We start from the raw sequence: 21,970 nt of genomic DNA, 5'->3' as shown, positions 1-21,970 counted from the left end.
GTGTTCTTATTAACCTTTAAGCTGAGCCAGGGCGCGGTAGTCTGCCCCCAGCGTGGCCTGTAGAACCTCTTTCGGATAATCGTCGGTCACCACCGCTTCGCCCATGTGGCGCAGCAGCACCAGGCGCAAACGACCGTCGATCACTTTTTTATCAATGGACATGTGTTCGAGGAAATCGGCTTCTGTCATCTCTTGCGGCGGAATGACCGGCAGCCCCGCACGCTGGAACAGACGAATACCGCGATCACGCTCCTGCTCGCTGATCCAGCCGAGTCGCGCGGACATTTCCAGCGCCATTACGGTGCCAGCAGCCACTGCCTCACCATGAAGCCATACACCATAGCCCATGTGGGTTTCGATGGCGTGGCCAAACGTATGGCCCAGGTTCAAAGTGGCACGAACGCCCGTCTCTTTCTCATCGGCACCGACCACCGCCGCCTTGGCCGCGCAGGAGCGCTCGATGGCATAGGTCAGGGCTTGCTGGTCCAGACTGCGCAGGCGGTCGACGTTGTCTTCGAGCCAGGTCAGGAACGGCTCATCACAGATCAGCCCGTACTTGATGACTTCGGCCAGCCCGGCGGACAGCTCGCGCGCCGGCAAGGTGTTGAGGCTGGCGGTATCGATCAGCACCACGTTCGGCTGATAAAAGGCGCCGACCATGTTCTTGCCCAGCGGATGGTTGATCCCGGTCTTGCCGCCCACCGAGGAGTCGACCTGCGACAGCAGCGTGGTCGGAACCTGGATGAAATCGACGCCGCGCTGGTAGCAGGCGGCGGCAAAGCCGGCCATATCACCGATCACACCGCCACCGAGGGCGATCACCGTGGTGCGCCGATCATGCCGGGCGGTCAGCAGGCCGTCGAAAATCAGTTGCAGGGTTTCCCAGGTCTTGAAGGCTTCGCCGTCGGGCAGCACCACGGAAATCACCGAGAACTGCGCCAGGCTGCGGGTCAGACGCTCGAGATAGAGCGGCGCAACCGTCTCGTTGGAGATGATTGCTACTTGCCGTCCGCGAATGTGCGGGGCCAGCAGCTCAGGCTGATCCAACAAACCTTCGCCAATATGAATCGGGTAGCTGCGCTCGCCCAGATCGACCTTGAGTGTCTGCATGTGTCCCCACAGTGAAGATGGAATCAGGCGTTCTGCCCTGAGTTAACGAATATCCACGGCCTCATCTGGTGTGACGCCGTCCGGTAGCCATCCGCCACAACCTGGAGTGGTCCTGGCGGACGCCGAGGATAGCGCATTTCCCGCGGCGCTTTAACGGGGTGGCAACTGCTGCAGGCGCTCCAGAATGTCGAGTACGACCATTCGTGGCGGCCGCTCATCGGTTTCGACCACCAGGTCGGCAATTTCCCGATAAAGCGGATCGCGGATCGCCAGCAGATCCCGAAGGGTCTTGGCCGGATCAGCGGTACGCAACAATGGCCGATTGCGGTCGCGAGACGTACGGCCGACCTGTTGCTCGACCGACGCATGCAGATAAACCACACGCCCACCGGCATGCAGTGCCCGACGATTGGCTTCGCGCATGACCGCGCCCCCGCCTGTCGCCAGCACCACACCGTCGTAATCGCACAGCTCGGCAATCATTGCCTGCTCGCGATCACGAAAGCCCGGTTCGCCTTCCTTATCGAAGATCCAAGGGATATTGGCGCCCGTGCGCAATTCAATTTCCTTATCGGAATCTTTGAATGGCAGGCGCAGCTCTTTGGCCAGCAACCGGCCGATGGTGCTTTTTCCAGCACCCATCGGTCCAACAAGAATCAAATTTCGCACAGAATCAATGACTCACAGCAATCGCCCGATTATTCATGATACGCGGAGTGAGGAATACCAACAGCTCGGATTTTTTCTCCGAAACCACGTCACGCCGGAAAAGGCGGCCAAGATACGGCACATCGCCAAGAAATGGCACCTTATCTACAACCTTGCTCTGAGTATTTGAGAAAACACCGCCAATGACGATGGTCTCGCCATCGTTGACCAGGACCTTGGCGTTGACTTCGTTTTTCTTGATGGGCGGTACATCCTGAACCTTGTTCAGGAAGTCCGGTTCGTCCTTGGTGACCTTGACCTCCATGATGATCCGGTTGTCGGGCGTGATCTGCGGCGTCACCTCCAGCGACAGCGAAGCCTCCTTGAACGAGACCGAAGTCGCGCCGCTGGAGCTGGCTTCCTGATAGGGAATCTCGGTGCCCTTGAGGATTTTCGCGGTTTCCTTGTCGGACGTGACCACTTTGGGCTGTGAGACGATTTCCCCGTTGCCGGTTTTCTCCATGGCCGTAAGTTCCAGGTCCAGCAAGACGTTATCGGTGATGAACGCGATGCCGATTCCCGAGGTGTTGTTGGCTACACCCATGTCGACGAACGGTGAGTTGGTGCTGGTACTGCCGGGCGTGCCGATGGTCGATGACCCATTGAGCCCATTGCTGACACCGGAGGTGTTCCAGTTGCCCTTGTTCTGTATCGAACCGCCCCAGCGCACCCCGAGGCTTTTGTCATAGTCGACGTTGGCTTCGACTATGCGCGCCTCGATCATCACCTGACGCACGGGGATATCCAGCTGCGTAACGATCCTGCGCAACTCATCCAGCCGGTCCTGGGTCTGGTAGGCAATGATGTTGTTGGTGCGCTCATCGACAGTGATCGACCCCCGTTCGTCGGGCTTCGCTTCAGCACTGGTCACTGACTGGAAGAGCTTGGCGATGTCCGCCGCCTTGGCGTAATTGACCTGCAACAACTCCCGACGCAACGGCGCCAGATCGGCAATCTGCTTCTGCGATTCGAGCTCCTGACGCTCACGGGCAGCAATTTCATCGGCCGGCGCAACAAGCAGGACATTGCCGACCTTGCGCTTGTCCAGCCCCTTGGTTTTCAGCACCAGATCCAGCGCCTGATCCCACGGCACGTTCTGCAGACGCAGAGTAATTCCCCCCTGGACCGTATCGCTGGCCACCAGATTGAGGTTGGTGAAATCGGCGATCAGTTGCAGCACCGAGCGCACATCGATGTCCTGGAAATTCAGCGATAGCTTCTCGCCGCTATAGGCCTGTTGCCCGGCATTGCGCTTTTGCAGTTCGTCGACCGTCGCCGGGCGAACGCTGATAGTGAGCTTGTTGTCAGTCTGATAGGTCGAGTAATCGAACGTGCCGCCGGGTTCAATACTGATGGTGGCTCGATCGCCGCTCGCGCTGGCATTGACGAACTGCACGGGCGTGGCGAAATCCTTCACGTCCAGTCGCACGCGCAATCGCTCGGGCAATAAGGTTTTGGCAAATCCGACGATGATCCTGCCTTCGCGCTCTTGTATGTCGGGTGCAATCGATGGATCCGACAAGTCGATCACCACGTTGCCTTCGCCCTGGGTTCCCCGCTGGAAATCCACACCCCGAATGACCTTGCCCGCCGTCGCGGCGGCCCGAGCCGGAACCGGCATTGCTGTGGCCGCCGGCCTGGATGTCGACGGTTTGACTCCCTGCCCGACGACGACCAGCAGATTGTTGCCTTCAATTCGCGAGTCGTACGGGGCCGACTGGGCCAGGTTGATGATCAATCGCGTACGGTCCCGGGCTTCCACCACCGTTGCACTGCGGGCATTTCCACTGCCGAGATCGCGAGTCTTGCTGGCCAACTGACTGGCGACACCCGGCAAGTCCAGGGCAATCCGGGCCGGCGAATCCGTCGTGTAGCCGTGGGGCACCGGGGGTGGTGCATCGAACGACAACTTCAACTCGACACGGTCACCGGGCAGCGCAGCGACATCCAGCGCCTTGAGATTGGCTGCTTGTACCATCGGCGACAACAACGCTATCCATAGCGAAAGGCCGACGGTGGAAAGAATCCTGTTCATTATTGGAGTTCCACTATGAGTGCTCTTTCAAGGAAATGGTCCGGGGACGCTCCAGCCAAGCACCCTGACCATCCGGGACAATTTCAACCACATCGACCTGAGAGCCGCTGATCGCAACGATCCGTCCGTCGTTGCGCCCCAGGTAATCGCCGACTTTCAGCCGGTGCACCCCACCCGCCCCACGCAGCAGGGCATAGGAGCCCGTCGCATTGGAAAGGGTGCCGACCATTTGAAACTGCTCGATGTTGAAGCCTTCGAGGTATTGCTTGACCCGACTCGGGTCGGGTTTGACGTTGTGCGAGCCCCTGCGCCGGGCCGCCAGATCAGTGCTGATCTGCGGCGAAAACGGGCTGCGCAGATTCGCCGCGTTGTAAGTGAATGCCGGGTAAGACCGGAATACCGGCGTTGGTTCAATCTTCCCCGGCCCATGCAGGCGCGTTTCGTTCATGTACGCGTCCAGATCGGTGTAGTCATCGCCTGCGCCACAACCGGACAGGGCAGACAGCAACACCACCACAAAACAACGTCCCGGGATCATTGATGCTGTCCCTTGTCGTTGTAGCGGTAGGTCTTGGCGAGGATGGTCAAGCGCAGCTTCGGACCACCCTCGGGGCTGACGGGGGCAAGGTCGAAATCGTGCAAGGTGACGATTCGCGGCAACCCGGCCACACCACTGACGAAAGTGGCCAGGTCGTGGTAGTCCCCGGTGACCGTGATCTGGATCGGCAGTTCGATGTAGAACGGCTGGGCGACTTCAGGCAGCAACTTGATCTCTTCGAACTCCAGGCCGCTGCCCAGGCCCGTACGCGTGATGTCTTCCAGCAAGCCGGGCACTTCGGTGTCGCTGGGCAGTTGACGCAACAGCACGACGAAGGCGCTCTCTATCTCCTTCAACTGCCGGGTGTAGAGATCCAGATTCGCCGCCATGCGGGCCTTGTCGGCGAACTGTTCCTTGAGTGCCGACTCCTCTTCGCGCTTGAGATCGAGCTGGCTCACAAGGTCGCGGGTGGAAAAGCTATAGCCAAAGGCCAGCACCAGAAGCACGAGCAAACCAGCCACCAGACACTTGATCGCCGGCGGCCAGGAACCCATGTTGCTGGTATTCAGATCATTGATGTCGATCTTGCGCAGCCCTTCAAACCATTCAGACAGACTCATTTGCCTTCCTCCGGTTTTGCGGGCTGAGTCTGGCGAACGGTCAGCTGGAAGACGTTGGCCTGCCCCACCTGACCGGCAGTCGTGGCCTTGACTTCGGTCAGGCTCGGCGCATCGAACCAGTCTGATGCCTCCAGGTTGCGCATCAAATCCGAAACACGGTTGTTGGATTGCGCGGCGCCGGTGATGGACAAGGTCTTTGAGGTCATTTTCACCTCGGTGAAATACACGCCGTCGGGCAGGGCTCGCGCCAATTGGTCAAATATTCTCCCGCTGATCTGGCGATTACCTTGCAGGTCCTGGATGACGCCCATGCGCTCGACCAGTTGCTGGCGGCGCGCCTTGAGATCATTGATCCGGGTGATCCGCTCATCGATCTCGGCGACTTGCTTGCCAATGTAATTGTTACGGGCGACTTGCCGGTCGATGGCACCGCTGATGAGCTGGTTCGCGACCAGCACCGCACCCATCGTGCCCACCATCACCGCCACCAGGGTCAGAAGGAAACGCTTGCGGCGAACTTCACGCCGCTCCTCGCGCCAGGGTAAAAGGTTGATCCGTGCCATCAGTCGAAGCTCCTGAGGGCCAGACCGCAGGCGATCATCAACGCCGGGGCATCACTCGCCAGGGCAGCACCATTGACCTTGCTGCCCAGAGTCATATCGCAAAAAGGGTTTGCGACCTGGGTCGGCGTGCCCAATTGCTGCTCGATCAAACGGTCCAGCCCCGGGATCGATGCGGTACCGCCAGCCAGCAGGACATGGTCGACGGTGCTGTACTGGCCGGAGGCAAAGAAGAAATGCAACGAGCGCGACACCTGCTGCACCAGCGCCTCTCGAAATGGCTGCAAGACCTCACCTGCATAGTCATCCGGCAAACCGCCCTTCTTTTGCGCCAGCCCCGCCTGCTCCAGCGTCAGGCCGTAGCGACGCTGGATTTCCTCGGTCAGTTGCCGACCGCCAAACAGTTGTTCGCGGGTGTAGATGATCCGCCCGTTGTGCAGCACGCTCAGGGTGGTCATGGTGGCGCCGATGTCGACCACGGCGACCGTCGAAGGTCCCCCGGAAACCGTGAGCCGACTGGCCAGCAATTCGAATGAGCGCTCCAGCGCGTAGGCCTCGACATCGACCACACGAGCGGTCAGCCCCGCCAGGGCCAGGGCGGCCTCGCGGACCTCGACGTTTTCCTTGCGACAAGCGGCGAGCAGCACGTTGACGCGCTCGGGATTGCGCCCGGAGGTGCCCTGTACTTCAAAGTCGATCGCGACTTCGTCCAGGGGATAAGGAATGTACTGATCGGCCTCGATCTTCAGCTGGCTTTCCATCTCGTCCTCGGAAAGTCCGGCCTCCATCTCGATGGTCTTGGTGATCACCGCCGAGCCCGCCACGGCCACGGCCACGTTCTTCTGGCCGGTTCTGGCCTTGGCCAGCGCGCGCGCAAGGGCCTGCCCCACGCCTTCGAGTTCGGCGATATTCTTTTCGATCACCGCGCCGACCGGCAACGGCTCGACCGCATACGCCTCGACCCGGTAGCGCTCGCCCTGACGGCTCAACTCAAGAAGTTTCACCGAGGTGGAGCTGATATCGATTCCCAAGAGCGTATTGGATTTTTTGTTGAAGAGTCCTGGCACTACCAATTCCCTATGACTTTCCGTGAGTTACGGACTCTGCAATGTCCATTGCGTTCAATCCGCCCGTCTTGACAGCAGCGCCAGCCGCGCTCCCGATCAGAAAAATGCTTATAATGCCCAGCGTTTTTTTCCGCATTTGCTCAAGCGCGGGTCGTTCTGATTTAGCCTGAACCCTGTTGCCCAATTCATTTTTACCCTGGATATCCAAAAGCCTTGATTCGTCTGCTGAAGTTTTTCGGTTGGTCCATCGTCGCGGTTTTCTGCGGACTCCTTCTGGGTCTGAGCGGGGCGTACCTCTACCTTAGTCCCGGACTTCCGTCCGTGGAGGCGCTGAGAAGCATCCAGTTGCAGATCCCTTTGCGGGTCTACAGCAGCGATAACAAGTTGATCGCAGAATTTGGCGAAATGCGCCGTACACCGATCCGTTTCGCCGACATTCCCCCCAACTTCATCAATGCGTTACTAAGTGCTGAAGACGACAATTTCGCCAACCACTACGGCGTCGATCCGAGCAGCCTGATGCGTGCCGCGACCCAGCTGGTCAAAAGCGGACACATTCAGTCCGGCGGCAGCACGATCACCATGCAGGTGGCGAAGAACTTCTTCCTGACCAGCGAACGCAGCTTTTCACGCAAGACCACCGAGATCCTCCTGGCCCTGCAGATCGAACGCCAGCTGACCAAGGACGAGATCCTCGAGCTGTACGTCAACAAGATCTATCTGGGTAACCGCGCCTACGGCATCGAGGCGGCGGCGCAGGTCTATTACGGCAAATCGATCCGCGATGTCAGCCTGGCGCAGATGGCGATGATTGCCGGCCTGCCCAAGGCGCCGTCGCGCTTCAACCCATTGGCCAACCCGGCGCGCAGCAAGGAGCGTCGCGACTGGATCCTGGGGCGCATGTACAAGCTCGGGAAAATCAGCGAGGCCGACTACACCGCTGCGGTCAACGAGCCGCTGAACGCCAGCTATCACGTGCCGACTCCGGAAGTGAACGCCCCGTACATCGCCGAAATGGCCCGTGCCGAAATGGTCGGGCGTTATGGCAGCGACGCGTATACCGAAGGCTTCCGCGTCACCACCACGGTGCCGAGCGATCTCCAGGAACTGGCCAACACCGCGGTCCACGAAGGCCTGATGACCTACGATCAGCGCCACGGCTATCGCGGGCCCGAGTCGCGGCTGCCGGGCAAGACTCGCGAAGCCTGGGCAACCGAGCTGACCAAACAACGCACCATCAGCGGCCTGGAACCGGCCATCGTGACCCTGGTCGACAAGAGCGGCCTGCAAGTGCTGACCCGCACCGGCCAGGAACACGTGAACTGGGACACCATGAAGTGGGCCCGACCGTTCCTGAACACCAACAGCATGGGGGCCAACCCGAAACAACCTTCGGACGTGGCCCAGGTCGGCGATCTGATTCGCGTGCAGCGTCAGCCTGACAATTCGCTGAAGTTCAGCCAGATCCCGCAGGCCCAGGGCGCACTGGTATCCCTGGACCCACAGAACGGTGCCATTCGCTCGCTGGTCGGCGGTTTCGCCTTCGAGCAGAGCAACTACAACCGCGCACTGCAGGCCAAGCGCCAGCCAGGCTCGAGCTTCAAGCCATTCGTCTACGCCGCCGCACTGGATAGCGGCTACACCGCCTCCAGTCTGGTGAACGACGCACCGATCGTGTTCGTCGACGAGTACCTGGACAAGGTCTGGCGTCCGAAGAACGACACCAACACCTTCCTCGGCCCGATTCGCCTGCGTGAGGCGCTGTACAAGTCGCGCAACCTGGTGTCGATCCGCTTGCTGCAAGCGATGGGCGTGGGCAAGACCATCGACTACATCACGCGCTTCGGCTTCAACAAACAGGACCTGCCACCCAACCTGTCCCTGGCGCTGGGCACCGCGACCCTGACGCCAATGGAAATCGCCACCGGCTGGAGCACCTTCGCCAACGGCGGCTACAAGATCACCCCGTTCATCATCGACAGGATCGAAAGCCGCAACGGCGACACGCTGTTCGTCGCCAACCCGCCGAGCGTGCCTCAGGGCGGCGCCGCCAGCGATGGCATTGCCGCGCCAGCCGTCCCTCAAGCCTTCACCGTCAACGCGACGCCAGGCGAAGCCCCGGGCACTACGCCGATGCCACAAGCACCCGCCGTGGCCGAACGCATCGTTGACGGGCGCACCACATACATCCTCAACAGCATGCTTGAGGACGTGATCAAGCTCGGCACCGGTCGTCGCGCGCTAGCCCTGGGCCGCCCTGACATTGCCGGCAAGACCGGTACGACCAACGAATCCAAGGACGCCTGGTTCTCCGGTTACAACGCCGATTACGTGACGACCGTGTGGACCGGTTTCGATCAACCGGAAAGCCTGGGTCGCAAGGAATTCGGCGGCACCGTCGCACTGCCGATCTGGATGAACTACATGGGCGCCGCGCTCAAAGGCAAACCGCCGCATACGCAAGCGGAGCCCGAAGGCATCCTCAGTCTGCGAGTCGACCCAATCAGCGGCCGCGCGGCCAGCCCGGGCACGCCAGGCGCCTACTTCGAACTGTTCAAGGTCGAAGATACGCCACCGTCCGGGAGCGAACTGGGCAACGGCCTGGCACCTGGCAGCCCGCTGCCAGCGGATGAAGCGGCGCCGATCGATTTGTTCTGATAGCTGCAAGTTGAAAAGCCCCGCCTTCGAAAGAAGTGCGGGGCTTTTTTTGCCTGCCTGTTTTGATATTGACTGATCCGGCCTCTTCGCGGGCAAGCCCACAGGAATCAGCGGCGTATATAAATTCGATGAACACCATCGCCCACTGTGGGCGAGCTTGCTCGCGAAGAGGCCCTCATAGGCGGCGCAAAACTGTCAGGCACAAAAAAGCCCCGACTCTCACAAGCCGGGGCTTTCATTGAATCGCTACAACGGCTTAGCCGCTGAACACGTCATCCACGCTCTTGAGCGGGTAGTTCTTCGGATACGGCAGGGTCGCCACGCCGGTCTCGATCGCAGCTTTGGCCACGGCATCGGAGATCAGGGTGATCAGACGGGCATCCATTGGCTTCGGAATGATGTACTCACGACCGAATTCCAGCTTGATGCCGCCGTAGGCGTCGCACACTTCCTGAGGTACTGGCAGCTTGGCCAGTTCACGCAGGGCGTTGGCCGCAGCCACTTTCATTTCTTCGTTGATGCGCTTGGCGCGAACGTCCAGGGCACCACGGAAGATGAAAGGGAAGCCCAGTACGTTGTTGACCTGGTTCGGGTAGTCGGAACGACCGGTGGCCATGATCACGTCGTTACGGGTCGCGTGCGCCAGCTCCGGGGAGATTTCCGGATCAGGGTTCGAGCACGCGAACACGATCGGGTTCGGCGCCATCGACAGCAGGCCTTCAGCGCTCAGCAGGTTCGGGCCGGACAGGCCAACGAACACGTCAGCGCCTTGCAGGGCGTCAGCCAGGGTGCGCTTGTCGGTCGCGTGAGCGAACACAGCCTTGTACTGGTTCAGGTCGTCACGGCCGGAGTGGATCACGCCGGTACGGTCGACCATGTAGATGTTTTCGATGTTGGCGCCCATGCTCACCAGCAACTTCATGCAGGAGATAGCGGCAGCGCCGGCACCCAGGCAGACGATCTTGGCTTCCGGCAGGGTTTTGCCAGCGATTTCCAGCGCGTTGATCATGCCGGCGGCGGTCACGATAGCGGTGCCGTGCTGGTCATCGTGGAATACCGGAATATCGCACTGCTCGATCAGAGCGCGTTCGATTTCAAAGCACTCCGGTGCCTTGATGTCTTCCAGGTTGATGCCACCGAAGGTGATGGAGATGCGCTTGACGGTGTCGATGAAGGCTTGCGGGCTTTCGGAGTCGACTTCGATGTCGAAAACGTCGATGCCGGCGAAGCGCTTGAACAGCACGCCTTTACCTTCCATCACTGGCTTGGAAGCCAATGGGCCGAGGTTACCCAGGCCGAGAATCGCGGTGCCATCGGAAATGACTGCAACCAGGTTGCCTTTGCCGGTGTACTTGTAGGCCAGTTCAGGATCGCGGGCGATCTCGCGTACTGGTTCGGCTACGCCCGGGCTGTAGGCCAGCGACAGGTCGCGGGCGGTAGCGGTGGCCTTGGTGAGCTCGACACTCAGCTTCCCTGGACGAGGATTGGCGTGATATTCGAGAGCGGCAGTTTTCAGATCAGACATTTTGGCATTCCGCTTTTACTGTTGGACAGACTGGTCAGCGAGGATACGCGCCTCGCAAAATCCCCACAAGACTGACCGGTCACCCCTGTCAAGCGCCCGGCCCTACGACTTTGGGCCAAGAGCCACAGCACACAAGGGCTAGACTGTTCACAATCGACAGAAAAAATGTCTACAATTTTTTATCACTGCATCACTTGAAACATCGCCGGGTCGGTCAAGGGCAACATCCAGCGCGCCTGACCTTCTTTCAGTCCGCCACGTCGCGAACGATCCAGCACCCAACCGCGCGCCTCGATCTGCTTGCCTTCGAGCCGTTCCAGCGAGGCTGCATCGAACCGTCCCAGCAGATTGGGCGCAACCTTCAATACAACCGAATCCTGCAATTCGATCCAAACCCCGCCGCGATTGCGTTGAACCTTGCTCACACGACCGCTGAGCACGGCAAAGCCGGAAGTGCTGATCTGCTCCGCCTTCAGTACAGGCGACTGGCGCCACACACCGAGCCCGGCCTGCCGAGCGCTGTTTTCTGCGGCTTGCTGACAGGCGACCAGATCGACATTCGGTGCCACCGCCACCTGAAACCCCAGGCCTTCGGCGAGCATTTGCGCTTCGAGGCTGGCGCCATCGGCACCGTAGACATGAGCCAGGGTGCGACCGTAATGGTCTTTGCTTTCTTTGCCGGGCAGCAAACCAACCTGCCCGTCACTCGCCGCCACCAGGGCTTCAAGTCGCTTGCGCGCGACCACGGCGAACGGTTCGTCGGAACGGCCATTCTTGCCCAGCTCCGGCGTGTTCAAGCCGATCATGCGCACGCTGCGGCCATCGCTCAGGCGCAGGGTGTCGCCGTCCACCACCCGCTGCACCGCGACGGGCGTCAGGCCGCCGGGTGCCGGGCAAAACGCCTGGGCGCCGGATAGCCAAATCGCGGACATAAAAAAGGCGCCCGCGAGGGACGCCTTTTTCATCAGCATGGAAAAACCGGAACGGCTTCCCAAGTTGATTGGCCTTAGGCCTTTTTCGCGCCGAAAGCACCGAAACGGTCGGCGAAGCGCTGTACGCGGCCGCCAGTGTCCAGAGTCTTCTGCTTACCGGTGTAGAACGGGTGGCATTCGTTGCAAACGTCGATCGCCAGGGCTTTGCCGAAGGTCGAACGGGTTTCGAACTTGTTGCCGCAGCTGCAGGTAACAGCAACTGCCGGGTATTCTGGATGGATATCAGCTTTCATGGTGTCTTCCTCAGGCTAGCGTGCCGCCACCCAACACTATTGTTGAATACCGCACGTAATTAGGCCGCGGATTCTACCAGACAATCCTGATCACGCAAGCTGTCCCTGAGACCGACCGTCTGCTAGGCTCCCGGCCTCAAGCGCATTCCCATGTGGGAGCGGGCTTGCTCGCGAAAGCGGTGTGTCAGGCGATAAATGCGTTGACTGACACTCCTTCTTCGCGAGCAAGCCCGCTCCCACAATTGATCTGCGTCCACCCCTTCTTTATGTTGCCTGCTAACCGAGATCCCCCCGCGTGCCCGACGCCATTTTGCGCCTCGCCCTGCCTTCGCCGCTGCGCCGCCTGTTCGACTACCGCGCTCCGGCTGGCGTACTGCGCGCCCAGTTGCACCCCGGCATGCGCCTGCGGGTACCGTTTGGCCGGCGCGAGATGATCGGCATTCTGGTGGAAGTCACCGACACCAGCGAAGTGCCAGTCGAGAAGCTCAAGCCGGCCCTGGCCCTGCTTGACGCTACGCCACCGCTGCCACCCGCGCTGTTCAAGTTGTGTCTGTGGACGTCCCAGTATTACCAGCACAGCCTTGGCGACACCTTGAGCTGGGCGCTGCCGGTTTTGCTGCGCCAGGGTGAGCTGGCTGAAGCGCGCCAGGAGCGTTTCTGGTCTGCCGTGCCGGGGGCAAGCCTCGATGATCCGCGCATCGCCCGCGCCCCGCGCCAGCGTGAAGCCCTGGCCACGCTGGCCCAGCACCCCCACGGCGTCGCCCATCAATTGCTGAGCAAACTGATGCTGAGCAAGGACAGCCTGGATTTGCTGCTGGCCAAGGACCTGGTGCAGGTCGAGATCCGCCGGCACGCCCCGGGTGCACGCCACGAACACTGGCTGGCGCAACCGGAACTCCCGCTGAACCCGGAGCAGCGCGCTGCCTATGAGGCGATTCGCGCCGGCTTCGACAGTTATCACGCGTTCCTGCTGGCCGGCGTCACCGGCAGCGGCAAGACCGAAGTTTATCTGCAATTGATCCGCGAAACCCTTGAGGCCGGCAAGCAGGCGCTGGTGCTGATCCCGGAAATCAACCTCGGCCCGCAGACCCTGGCGCGCTTCGAACAGCGTTTCAATGCCCGGATCGCGCTGATCCATTCGGCGGTCAATGACCGCGAACGCCTCGAGGCCTGGCTGGCCGCCCGGGACGGTGAGGCCGACATCATCATCGGCACCCGCTCGGCCCTGTTCACACCGATGAAGAACCCAGGCCTGATCATCATCGACGAAGAGCACGACGGCTCCTATAAACAGCAGGAAGGTTTGCGCTATCACGCCCGTGATCTGGCATTGGTGCGGGCGCGACAGGAAAACATCCCGATTGTCCTCGGCTCCGCCACCCCTTCGCTGGAAAGCCTGCACAACGCCTACACCGGTCGCTATGGGTTGCTGCGCTTGAACGAGCGTGCCGGCGGCGCCAAACAGCCGCGCTTCCTGCGTCTGGATGTCAAAAGCCGCCCGCTGGACAGCGGCATTTCCGGGCCGATGCAACAAGCCATCGGCCAGACCCTGGCCGCCGGGCAGCAGGTCCTGGTGTTCCTCAACCGCCGCGGCTTCGCCCCGACCCTGCTGTGCCATGACTGCGGCTGGATGTCCGAGTGCCAGCGCTGTGATGCGCGGATGACCGTGCATCAGCGTTACGGCGAGCTGCGCTGCCACCATTGCGGCTACGTCGAACGCGTGCCGCGCCAGTGCCCGAAGTGCAGCAAGGTCGATCTGCGCCCCGTTGGCGCCGGCACCGAGCGGGCCGAGGAGCGCCTGGCGATTCTGTTCCCGGACTATCCGGTGCTGCGGGTCGACCGCGACAGCACATCGCGCAAGGATGCGATGAACCAGTTGTTCGCGACCATTCAAAAAGGCCAGCCGTGCATCCTGATCGGCACGCAGATGCTTGCCAAGGGTCACCACTTCCCACGGGTGACGCTGGTGTCGATCCTTGACGCTGACGGCGGCCTGTTCTCCGGTGACTTCCGCGCCAGCGAGCGCATGGCTCAACTGATCGTCCAGGTCGCCGGCCGTGCCGGTCGCGCCGAAGAGCCGGGCAAGGTGATTATCCAGACACACCTGGCCGACCATCCGCTGCTGATCCAGCTGACCGAGCAGGGCTACTTCGCCTTTGCCGAGCAAGCCTTGAGCGAGCGACGCGCTGCCGGCCTGCCGCCATTTGCGCACTTGGCGCTACTGCGGGCCGAGGCGCATAAACCGGGCCAGGCCGAAGGCTTCCTCGATGAGGCTTGCAGCGAGGCGGAGCGTTTGCTGGCCGAGCAGAATCTGACGGGAATCGAGCTACTGGGACCGGTCCCGGCACCGATGGAGCGCCGGGCCGGGCGTTATCGTGCGCAGCTGTTGGTACAGGCTACGGCGCGGGCACCCTTGCATCGATTGCTGGCCAGTTGGTTGCTGCTGCTGGAGCAGATGCCGAGTGGACGGGCGGTGCGCTGGTCTTTGGATGTTGATCCGGTCGATTTGTATTGAAAGGTCAAAAGATCGCAGCCTTCGGCAGCTCCTACAGAAACGCGCAATCCGTGTAGGAGCTGCCGAAGGCTGCGATCTTTGCCTCTTTTGTCACCACACATCCATATCCTGCCTGCTATGGTTGGCAAGCCCGTCTTCGCAACGGATAATGCCCAGTTTTTCCACCAGCGCATGATGCGCCGCCGCGCCTGCGGTCGAAAGAGAAGACCATGAAAGACACCATCCGCCAGCTGATCCAACAAGCCATCACCCAACTCGTCAACGAAGGTGTGTTGCCTGAAGGCCTGTCGCCGGCGATCCAGGTGGAAAACTCCCGCGACAAGAAGAACGGCGATTTCGCCAGCAACATCGCCATGATGCTGGCCAAGCCGGCCGGCATGAAGCCCCGCGACCTGGCGGAAAAAATCATCGCCGCGCTGCCGACTGACGAAAATGTCGCCAAGACCGAAATCGCCGGCCCCGGCTTCCTGAATTTCTTCCAGAACACCGACGCCCTGGCCACGCGCCTGGACGCTGCCCTGGCCGACGCCCACATCGGCGTGCGCAAGGCTGGCCCGGTGCAGCGCACCGTGGTCGACCTGTCGGCGCCGAACCTGGCCAAAGAGATGCACGTCGGCCACTTGCGCTCGACCATCATCGGCGACGGCGTGGCCCGTGTGCTGGAATTCCTCGGCGACACCGTGATCCGTCAAAACCACGTCGGCGACTGGGGCACCCAGTTCGGCATGCTGATGGCTTACCTGCAGGAAAACCCGATCACCAGCGACGAGCTGTCGGACCTGGAGAACTTCTACCGCGCCGCCAAGCAACGCTTCGACGAATCCGCAGAATTCGCCGACCGCGCCCGTGGCCTGGTGGTCAAGTTGCAGGCCGGCGACGCCGACTGCCTGGCACTTTGGACCAAGTTCAAGGACATCTCGCTGTCCCACTGCCAGAAGATCTACGAACTGCTCAACGTCAAACTGACCATGGCTGACGTGATGGGCGAAAGCGCCTACAACGATGACCTGATCAACGTGGTCAACGACTTGAAGGCCGCAGGCATGCTGGTCGAGAGCAACGGCGCCCAGTGCGTGTTCCTCGACGAGTTCAAGAATGCCGACGGCGACCCGCTGCCGGTGATCATCGTCAAGGCTGACGGCGGCTATCTCTACGCCACCACCGACCTGGCAGCCGTGCGCTACCGCAGCGGCAAGCTCAAGGCCGATCGCGCGCTGTACTTCGTCGACCAGCGTCAGGCCCTGCACTTCCAGCAAGTGTTTGCCGTGGCGCGCAAGGCCGGTTTCGTGACCCATCCAATGGAAATGGAACACATGGGCTTCGGCACCATGAACGGCGCGGACGGTCGTCCGTTCAAGACCCGTGATGGCGGCACCGTGAAGCTGATCGACCTGCTGACCGAAGCCCAGGAGCGCGCCTACACCCTGGTCAAGGACAAGAACCCGGAACTTGCCGAAGCCGAGTTGCGCAACATCGCCAAGGTGGTGGGCATCGGCGCAGTGAAATACGCCGACCTGTCCAAGCACCGCACCAGCGACTACAGCTTCAACTTCGACCTGATGCTCAACTTCGAAGGCAACACCGCACCGTACCTGCTGTACGCCTACACCCGCGTGGCCGGTGTGTTCCGCAAACTCGGCAAGGACTTCAGCGAAGTCGACGGCCAGATCGTCCTCGAAGCGGCCCACGAACACGAACTGGCGGCGAAGCTCGCGCAGTTCGGCGAGATCCTGAACAACGTGTCCGAAAAAGGCACCCCGCACATCCTCTGCACCTACCTGTACGACGTCGCCGGCCTGTTCTCCAGCTTCTACGAGAACTGCCCGATCCTCGCCGCCGATACCCCGGCACAAATGCAGAGCCGCTTGCGCCTCGCCGCGCTGACCGGACGCACCCTCAAGCAAGGCCTGGAACTCTTGGGCCTGGAAACTCTGGAGCGCATGTAAGTTGGCTGCCAAGAAAAAACCTGCACCCAAGCGTGGCGCCAGCCGTTACCAAGCTCCTGCAAAGCAACCGATCCCGGGTTGGTTGTGGATGGCGATCGGCCTGACGGTCGGCGCCTTCATCGTATTCCTGATGAAGCTGGAACCGGGCAAGGGCAGCGACACGGTCAAGCGTGAGAAAGTCGAGCAACAGCAACAGCAGAAAGCCAGCAAGATCGCCGAGGCCAACAAGACCCCGCCGAGCCCGACGCAACCGGTGAAGCCGAAGTACGACTTCTACACCTTGCTGCCGGAATCGGAAGTCATCGTGCCGCCGGATGCCGTGCCGGAGAAAACCCTGCCGACACCGCAAGTGCCGGCTATCCCGACCACGCCGGTCACCCCGGCCGAAGCGGCGAAGATCGACACGGCTCGCGCCCAGGCTGCCTTGGCCGGGATTACGCCGCCTCCTGCGCCGCCGGTGAAGGCTGCGCCGGTGACCAAGTTCTTCCTGCAGGCTGGCTCGTTCCGCAAAGAGACCGATGCGGACAAGGTTCGGGCACAGATCATCCTGCTGGGCCAGGCCGTGGCGGTTGAGTCCGGCACGGTGAAGGACGAAACCTGGTATCGGGTGCTGGTCGGTCCGTTCAGCAACCGCGAACAACTGACCACCGCGCAGAAACAATTGGCCGGTGCAGGTTTCAGCAATTTGTTGTTACAACAACGCCAGAGCCGCTGATCCCTTCAGAACCACCGCGTCATCGTTCATCGCGAGCAAGCTCGCTCCCACAGGGTTTTACGCTAACCCTGTGGGAGCGAGCTTGCTCGCGATGGCGTCATTTCCAACACCACATATCTCCATTTGTAACACGCCGCCCGTCCCCTCTTCCGCTACGCGGTTGAAATCCTCTCCACCACCCCCATATGAATGGGCATAAGGCATTTTCGCCCCGCTGCGTGGAGACTCTTCCCTTGACCACCATCGTTTCAGTTCGCCGCCACGGCAAAGTCGTCATGGGCGGCGACGGCCAGGTTTCCCTTGGTAATACCGTGATGAAAGGCAACGCGAAAAAAGTTCGCCGCCTGTACCACGGTCAGGTCATTGCCGGTTTTGCCGGTGCCACCGCCGACGCCTTTACCCTCTTCGAACGTTTCGAAGGCCAGCTTGAAAAACACCAGGGCCACCTGGTGCGCGCCGCCGTCGAACTCGCCAAAGAATGGCGCACCGACCGCTCCCTGAGCCGCCTTGAAGCCATGCTCGCGGTCGCCAACAAGGACGCCTCCCTGATCATTACCGGCAACGGCGATGTGGTTGAACCCGAAGACGGCCTGATTGCCATGGGTTCCGGTGGCGCCTACGCCCAGGCCGCGGCCAGCGCGCTGCTGAAAAAGACTGATCTGTCGGCCCGTGAGATCGTCGAAACCGCCCTCGGTATCGCCGGCGACATCTGTGTATTCACCAACCACACCCAGACCATTGAGGAGCAGGACTGCGCCGAGTAAGCCTGTTTCGGCCCCGCGCCACGGCTCATTCTTGCTTGAGGTCCTTTAAATACTATGTCCATGACTCCCCGTGAAATCGTCCACGAACTCAACCGCCACATCATCGGCCAGGACGATGCCAAGCGCGCCGTCGCCATTGCCCTGCGCAACCGCTGGCGCCGCATGCAGCTGCCTGAAGAGCTGCGTGTTGAAGTAACGCCAAAGAACATCCTGATGATCGGCCCGACCGGTGTCGGTAAAACCGAGATCGCCCGTCGCCTGGCAAAACTGGCCAACGCGCCGTTCATCAAGGTCGAAGCAACCAAGTTCACCGAAGTCGGCTATGTCGGCCGCGACGTCGAATCGATCATCCGTGACCTGGCCGATGCCGCGATCAAGCTGCTGCGCGAACAGGAAATCGTCAAGGTTCGCCACCGCGCCGAAGACGCCGCCGAAGAGCGCATCCTCGACGCCCTGTTGCCACCGGCACGCATGGGCTTCAGCAGCGACGACGCCCCGACGGCCGACTCCAATACCCGCCAGCTGTTTCGCAAACGCCTGCGCGAAGGTCAGCTGGATGACAAGGAGATCGAAATCGAGGTCGCCGAAATGGCCGGCGTCGATATCTCCGCGCCACCGGGCATGGAAGAAATGACCAACCAGTTGCAAAGCCTGTTTGCCAACATGGGCAAGGGCAAGAAGAAAGCCCGCAAACTCAAGGTCAAGGAGGCGCTGAAGCTGGTGCGCGACGAAGAAGCCAGCCGCCTGGTCAACGATGAAGAATTGAAGGCCAAGGCCCTGGAAGCGGTCGAACAGCACGGCATCGTGTTCATCGACGAAATCGACAAAGTGGCCAAGCGTGGCAATTCCGGTGGCGTCGATGTATCCCGCGAAGGCGTGCAGCGCGACCTGCTGCCGCTGATCGAAGGCTGCACCGTCAACACCAAGCTGGGGATGGTCAAGACCGACCACATCCTGTTCATTGCTTCCGGTGCGTTCCACCTGAGCAAGCCGAGCGACCTGGTGCCCGAGTTGCAAGGCCGCCTGCCGATCCGTGTCGAACTCAAGGCCCTGAGCCCCGAGGACTTCGAACGCATCCTCAGCGAGCCTCACGCCTCGCTCACCGAGCAATACTGCGCACTGCTGAAAACCGAAGGCCTGGGCATCGAGTTCCAGCCGAGCGGTATCAAGCGCATCGCGGAAATCGCCTGGCAGGTCAACGAGAAAACCGAAAACATCGGTGCCCGTCGCCTGCACACCCTGCTCGAGCGCCTGCTCGAAGAGGTGTCGTTCAGCGCCGGTGACCTGGCCAGCGTCCATGACGGCAAGGTGATCCAGATCGACGCCGACTACGTCAACAGCCACTTGGGCGAATTGGCGCAGAACGAAGACCTGTCCCGTTATATCCTGTAAGCAACTCTTACAGCGATAGAGAACCTGTGGGAGCGAGCTTGCTCGCGATGAGGCCATCTCATTCGATATTCATGTTGAATGTGATACCGCAATCGCGAGCAAGCTCGCTCCCACAAGGATCTCCACAAAGCGGACATCCGGCCATGATCCCCACCGACATCAAGCTGCACAAAGCCTCGAAAACCCTGACGCTCAAATACGCGTCCGGCGAGGAATACACCCTGCCCGCCGAGTTCCTGCGCGTGCACTCTCCTTCCGCCGAGGTCCAGGGCCATGGCAAACCCATCCTGCAATTTGGCAAGATCAACGTAGGACTGACCAAGCTGGAACCGGCCGGCCAGTACGCACTGAAACTGACCTTCGACGACGGCCACGACAGTGGCTTGTTCACCTGGGAATATCTGTACGAGTTGGGGCGACGTTATGACGCACTCTGGGAAGATTATCTGGCCGAGCTCAAAGCCGCCGGAAAAACCCGCGATCCGAACGAATCCGTCGTCAGGCTGATGCTCTAATCCGAGCCTCTTGCTCTTTAGAGGGCATTTTCTAATTTCATCTGTTTGAATGCTCCGCTCCAGGGCCGCCGATTGGCCTGCTTGCGAAAAAAATTAAACTCGGGTAACCAATGGAACTGGCAAGTTCCCTGCAGTGCTCTCTGCATTAAAAAGCAGCGATGCAGTATTAACGGTCACCCCGAGCAGTAGTACCTGGCATTGGCTGTGTGACTACACAGCAGGACCCGGTACTCGTCTCAGGACAATGGAGCGTCGTAGATGAGTAACAAGAATAACGATGACTTGAAGAGTCAAGCCTCGGAAAACACCTTGGGGCTGAATCCTGTCGTTGGACTGCGTGGAAAGGATCTACTGGCTTCTGCTCGAATGGTGCTCAGGCAGGCCATCAAGCAACCGATTCACAGCGCCAAGCATGTCGCTCATTTCGGCCTTGAACTCAAGAACGTGCTGCTCGGTAAATCCGAGCTGCTACCGACCAGCGATGACCGTCGTTTCGCGGATCCGGCCTGGAGCCAGAACCCGCTCTACAAACGCTATCTGCAAACCTACCTGGCGTGGCGCAAGGAACTCCACGACTGGATCGACGACAGTAACCTGCCGGCCAAGGACGTCAGCCGCGGGCACTTCGTGATCAACCTCATGACCGAGGCCTTCGCCCCGACCAACACGGCGGCCAACCCGGCGGCGGTCAAGCGCTTCTTCGAAACCGGTGGCAAGAGCCTGCTCGATGGCCTCTCGCACCTGGCCAAGGACCTGGTGCATAACGGCGGCATGCCGAGCCAGGTCAACATGGGCGCATTCGAGGTCGGCAAGACCCTTGGCGTGACCGAGGGTGCGGTGGTCTTTCGCAACGACGTGCTGGAGCTGATCCAGTACAAGCCGATCACCGAGCAGGTGCATGAACGCCCACTGCTGGTGGTACCGCCGCAGATCAACAAGTTCTACGTTTTCGACCTGAGCCCGGAAAAGAGCCTGGCGCGATTCTGCCTGCGCAACAACATGCAGACCTTCATCGTCAGCTGGCGCAACCCGACCAAGGAGCAGCGCGAGTGGGGCCTGTCGACCTACATCGAAGCGCTCAAGGAAGCGGTTGATGTGGTCACCGCCATCACCGGCAGCAAAGACGTGAACATGCTCGGTGCCTGCTCCGGTGGCATCACCTGCACCGCGCTACTGGGCCACTATGCGGCAATCGGCGAGAACAAGGTCAACGCCCTGACCCTGCTGGTCAGTGTGCTCGACACCACCCTGGACAGCGACGTGGCCCTGTTCGTCGACGAGCAAACCCTCGAGGCCGCCAAGCGCCAGTCGTACCAGGCCGGTGTGCTGGAAGGCCGCGACATGGCGAAAGTCTTCGCCTGGATGCGCCCCAACGACCTGATCTGGAACTACTGGGTCAACAACTACCTGCTGGGCAACGAGCCGCCGGTATTCGACATCCTGTTCTGGAACAACGACACCACCCGGTTGCCCGCCGCGTTCCATGGCGACCTGATCGAGATGTTCAAAAGTAACCCGTTGACCCGTGCCGATGCACTGGAAGTGTGCGGAACGCCGATCGATCTGAAGAAGGTCACCGCCGACATCTTCTCCCTGGCCGGCACCAGCGACCACATTACCCCGTGGCGTTCCTGCTACAAGTCGGCGCAACTGTTCGGCGGCAACGTTGAATTCGTGCTGTCCAGCAGCGGGCACATCCAGAGCATTCTGAACCCGCCGGGCAATCCGAAATCGCGCTACATGACCAGCACCGAAATGCCCGCCAATGCTGATGACTGGCAGGAAGAGTCGACCAAGCACGCCGACTCCTGGTGGCTGCACTGGCAGGCGTGGCAAGCACAGCGTTCGGGCAATCTGAAAAAAGCTCCGCTGAAACTGGGCAACAAGGCCTATCCAGCGGGTGAAGCCGCACCGGGCACCTATGTACACGAGCGGTAACTGACACACCTCAACTTCCCTGTGGGAGCGAGCTTGCTCGCGATGACGGTGGCAGGTTTGGCATATGCGCTGACTGACACTCCGCTATCGCGAGCAAGCTCGCTCCCACAGGGGGTGAGGATGAATTGGAAAAAGCGAC

At 60.8% G+C, this 21,970-nt stretch carries 18 protein-coding genes; 8 read left to right on the top strand and 10 right to left on the bottom strand.

Annotated elements, in window-relative coordinates; all coding sequences use genetic code 11:
- Positions 1 to 9 precede the first annotated feature (9 nt).
- The 7 genes from aroB to ACMDB8_RS01435 form a co-directional block, all read right to left on the bottom strand.
- Positions 10 to 1,110, bottom strand: coding sequence for a 3-dehydroquinate synthase (aroB, locus tag ACMDB8_RS01465; protein ID WP_056725692.1), 1,101 nt, complete (start codon positions 1,108 to 1,110; stop codon positions 10 to 12).
- 150 nt (positions 1,111 to 1,260) lie between these two features.
- Positions 1,261 to 1,779, bottom strand: a complete 519-nt coding sequence (gene aroK, locus ACMDB8_RS01460; protein WP_056725695.1) for a shikimate kinase AroK — start codon at positions 1,777 to 1,779, stop codon at positions 1,261 to 1,263.
- Between the two features lie 4 nt (positions 1,780 to 1,783).
- Positions 1,784 to 3,853 (bottom strand): type IV pilus secretin PilQ, encoded by a 2,070-nt coding sequence (pilQ, locus tag ACMDB8_RS01455; RefSeq protein ID WP_056725697.1) that lies wholly within the window; start codon positions 3,851 to 3,853, stop codon positions 1,784 to 1,786.
- A 13-nt stretch (positions 3,854 to 3,866) separates the two neighbouring features.
- Positions 3,867 to 4,391: a pilus assembly protein PilP gene (locus ACMDB8_RS01450; protein WP_409078535.1), complete on the bottom strand. Its 525-nt coding sequence runs from the start codon at positions 4,389 to 4,391 to the stop codon at positions 3,867 to 3,869.
- A complete protein-coding gene (locus ACMDB8_RS01445; RefSeq protein WP_409078534.1) occupies positions 4,388 to 5,011 on the bottom strand; it encodes a type 4a pilus biogenesis protein PilO in 624 nt (207 codons plus the stop codon). The genes ACMDB8_RS01450 and ACMDB8_RS01445 overlap by 4 nt, the downstream gene beginning before the upstream one ends.
- Positions 5,008 to 5,574, bottom strand: a complete 567-nt coding sequence (locus ACMDB8_RS01440; protein ID WP_409078533.1) for a PilN domain-containing protein — start codon at positions 5,572 to 5,574, stop codon at positions 5,008 to 5,010. Before ACMDB8_RS01440 ends, ACMDB8_RS01445 begins: the two co-directional genes overlap by 4 nt.
- Positions 5,574 to 6,638, bottom strand: coding sequence for a pilus assembly protein PilM (locus ACMDB8_RS01435; RefSeq protein ID WP_223541766.1), 1,065 nt, complete (start codon positions 6,636 to 6,638; stop codon positions 5,574 to 5,576). The genes ACMDB8_RS01440 and ACMDB8_RS01435 overlap by 1 nt, the downstream gene beginning before the upstream one ends.
- Positions 6,639 to 6,854: 216 nt before the next feature.
- On the opposite strand from ACMDB8_RS01435, the gene ACMDB8_RS01430 reads away from it, so the two are divergent.
- A complete protein-coding gene (locus tag ACMDB8_RS01430) occupies positions 6,855 to 9,296 on the top strand; it encodes a penicillin-binding protein 1A (protein ID WP_409078612.1) in 2,442 nt (813 codons plus the stop codon).
- 256 nt (positions 9,297 to 9,552) lie between these two features.
- Here the strand turns inward: ACMDB8_RS01430 and ACMDB8_RS01425 are convergent, their stop codons facing one another.
- The 3 genes from ACMDB8_RS01425 to rpmE all read right to left on the bottom strand — a co-directional run bounded on the left by ACMDB8_RS01425 (position 9,553) and on the right by rpmE (position 12,046).
- A complete protein-coding gene (locus tag ACMDB8_RS01425; RefSeq protein ID WP_409078532.1) occupies positions 9,553 to 10,821 on the bottom strand; it encodes a malic enzyme-like NAD(P)-binding protein in 1,269 nt (422 codons plus the stop codon).
- A gap of 182 nt (positions 10,822 to 11,003) precedes the next feature.
- A complete protein-coding gene (locus tag ACMDB8_RS01420) occupies positions 11,004 to 11,792 on the bottom strand; it encodes a thermonuclease family protein (protein ID WP_056725710.1) in 789 nt (262 codons plus the stop codon).
- Positions 11,793 to 11,827: 35 nt separating this feature from the next.
- Positions 11,828 to 12,046 carry a 50S ribosomal protein L31 gene (rpmE, locus tag ACMDB8_RS01415; RefSeq protein ID WP_008047849.1) on the bottom strand — a complete coding sequence of 73 codons (219 nt, stop codon included), beginning with the start codon at positions 12,044 to 12,046 and terminating at the stop codon, positions 11,828 to 11,830.
- 295 nt (positions 12,047 to 12,341) lie between these two features.
- Here rpmE and ACMDB8_RS01410 point away from each other — a divergent pair, with 295 nt between their 5' ends.
- The 7 genes from ACMDB8_RS01410 (at position 12,342) to phaC (ending at position 21,831) form a co-directional block, all read left to right on the top strand.
- The gene (locus tag ACMDB8_RS01410) at positions 12,342 to 14,561 is read left to right on the top strand and encodes a primosomal protein N' (RefSeq protein ID WP_056725711.1); all 2,220 of its coding nucleotides are present in this window, start codon (positions 12,342 to 12,344) and stop codon (positions 14,559 to 14,561) included.
- Between the two features lie 209 nt (positions 14,562 to 14,770).
- Positions 14,771 to 16,507 (top strand): arginine--tRNA ligase, encoded by a 1,737-nt coding sequence (gene argS, locus ACMDB8_RS01405; protein WP_409078531.1) that lies wholly within the window; start codon positions 14,771 to 14,773, stop codon positions 16,505 to 16,507.
- Position 16,508: 1 nt separating this feature from the next.
- Positions 16,509 to 17,222 carry an SPOR domain-containing protein gene (locus ACMDB8_RS01400; RefSeq protein WP_007975583.1) on the top strand — a complete coding sequence of 238 codons (714 nt, stop codon included), beginning with the start codon at positions 16,509 to 16,511 and terminating at the stop codon, positions 17,220 to 17,222.
- A gap of 233 nt (positions 17,223 to 17,455) precedes the next feature.
- On the top strand, positions 17,456 to 17,986 hold the full coding sequence (hslV, locus tag ACMDB8_RS01395) for an ATP-dependent protease subunit HslV (RefSeq protein WP_007975582.1): 531 nt from the start codon (positions 17,456 to 17,458) through the stop codon (positions 17,984 to 17,986).
- Between the two features lie 54 nt (positions 17,987 to 18,040).
- Positions 18,041 to 19,378: an HslU--HslV peptidase ATPase subunit gene (gene hslU / locus ACMDB8_RS01390; RefSeq protein ID WP_056725716.1), complete on the top strand. Its 1,338-nt coding sequence runs from the start codon at positions 18,041 to 18,043 to the stop codon at positions 19,376 to 19,378.
- A 143-nt stretch (positions 19,379 to 19,521) separates the two neighbouring features.
- Positions 19,522 to 19,893: a gamma-butyrobetaine hydroxylase-like domain-containing protein gene (locus ACMDB8_RS01385; RefSeq protein ID WP_056725718.1), complete on the top strand. Its 372-nt coding sequence runs from the start codon at positions 19,522 to 19,524 to the stop codon at positions 19,891 to 19,893.
- Between the two features lie 258 nt (positions 19,894 to 20,151).
- On the top strand, positions 20,152 to 21,831 hold the full coding sequence (gene phaC, locus ACMDB8_RS01380) for a class II poly(R)-hydroxyalkanoic acid synthase (RefSeq protein WP_056725720.1): 1,680 nt from the start codon (positions 20,152 to 20,154) through the stop codon (positions 21,829 to 21,831).
- The last annotated feature ends 139 nt before the right edge of the window (positions 21,832 to 21,970 follow it).

It is taken from the genome of Pseudomonas monachiensis, assembly GCF_047345015.1.
GTDB lineage: Bacteria > Pseudomonadota > Gammaproteobacteria > Pseudomonadales > Pseudomonadaceae > Aquipseudomonas > Aquipseudomonas monachiensis.
Note: the sequence above shows the minus strand (reverse complement) of the source record. Positions and strands in the feature narration are given on the sequence as shown.

What these genes read in the sequence shown, in the direction of transcription:
- hslU (WP_056725716.1), top strand. Translation starts at nt 18,041, where the DNA reads ATGTCCATGACTCCCCGTGAAATCGTCCACGAACTCAACCGCCACATC.
- ACMDB8_RS01445 (WP_409078534.1), bottom strand. Translation starts at nt 5,011, where the DNA reads ATGAGTCTGTCTGAATGGTTTGAAGGGCTGCGCAAGATCGACATCAAT.
- aroB (WP_056725692.1), bottom strand. Translation starts at nt 1,110, where the DNA reads ATGCAGACACTCAAGGTCGATCTGGGCGAGCGCAGCTACCCGATTCAT.
- ACMDB8_RS01385 (WP_056725718.1), top strand. Translation starts at nt 19,522, where the DNA reads ATGATCCCCACCGACATCAAGCTGCACAAAGCCTCGAAAACCCTGACG.
- argS (WP_409078531.1), top strand. Translation starts at nt 14,771, where the DNA reads ATGAAAGACACCATCCGCCAGCTGATCCAACAAGCCATCACCCAACTC.
- pilQ (WP_056725697.1), bottom strand. Translation starts at nt 3,853, where the DNA reads ATGAACAGGATTCTTTCCACCGTCGGCCTTTCGCTATGGATAGCGTTG.
- rpmE (WP_008047849.1), bottom strand. Translation starts at nt 12,046, where the DNA reads ATGAAAGCTGATATCCATCCAGAATACCCGGCAGTTGCTGTTACCTGC.
- ACMDB8_RS01425 (WP_409078532.1), bottom strand. Translation starts at nt 10,821, where the DNA reads ATGTCTGATCTGAAAACTGCCGCTCTCGAATATCACGCCAATCCTCGT.
- ACMDB8_RS01440 (WP_409078533.1), bottom strand. Translation starts at nt 5,574, where the DNA reads ATGGCACGGATCAACCTTTTACCCTGGCGCGAGGAGCGGCGTGAAGTT.
- ACMDB8_RS01450 (WP_409078535.1), bottom strand. Translation starts at nt 4,391, where the DNA reads ATGATCCCGGGACGTTGTTTTGTGGTGGTGTTGCTGTCTGCCCTGTCC.
- ACMDB8_RS01420 (WP_056725710.1), bottom strand. Translation starts at nt 11,792, where the DNA reads ATGCTGATGAAAAAGGCGTCCCTCGCGGGCGCCTTTTTTATGTCCGCG.
- phaC (WP_056725720.1), top strand. Translation starts at nt 20,152, where the DNA reads ATGAGTAACAAGAATAACGATGACTTGAAGAGTCAAGCCTCGGAAAAC.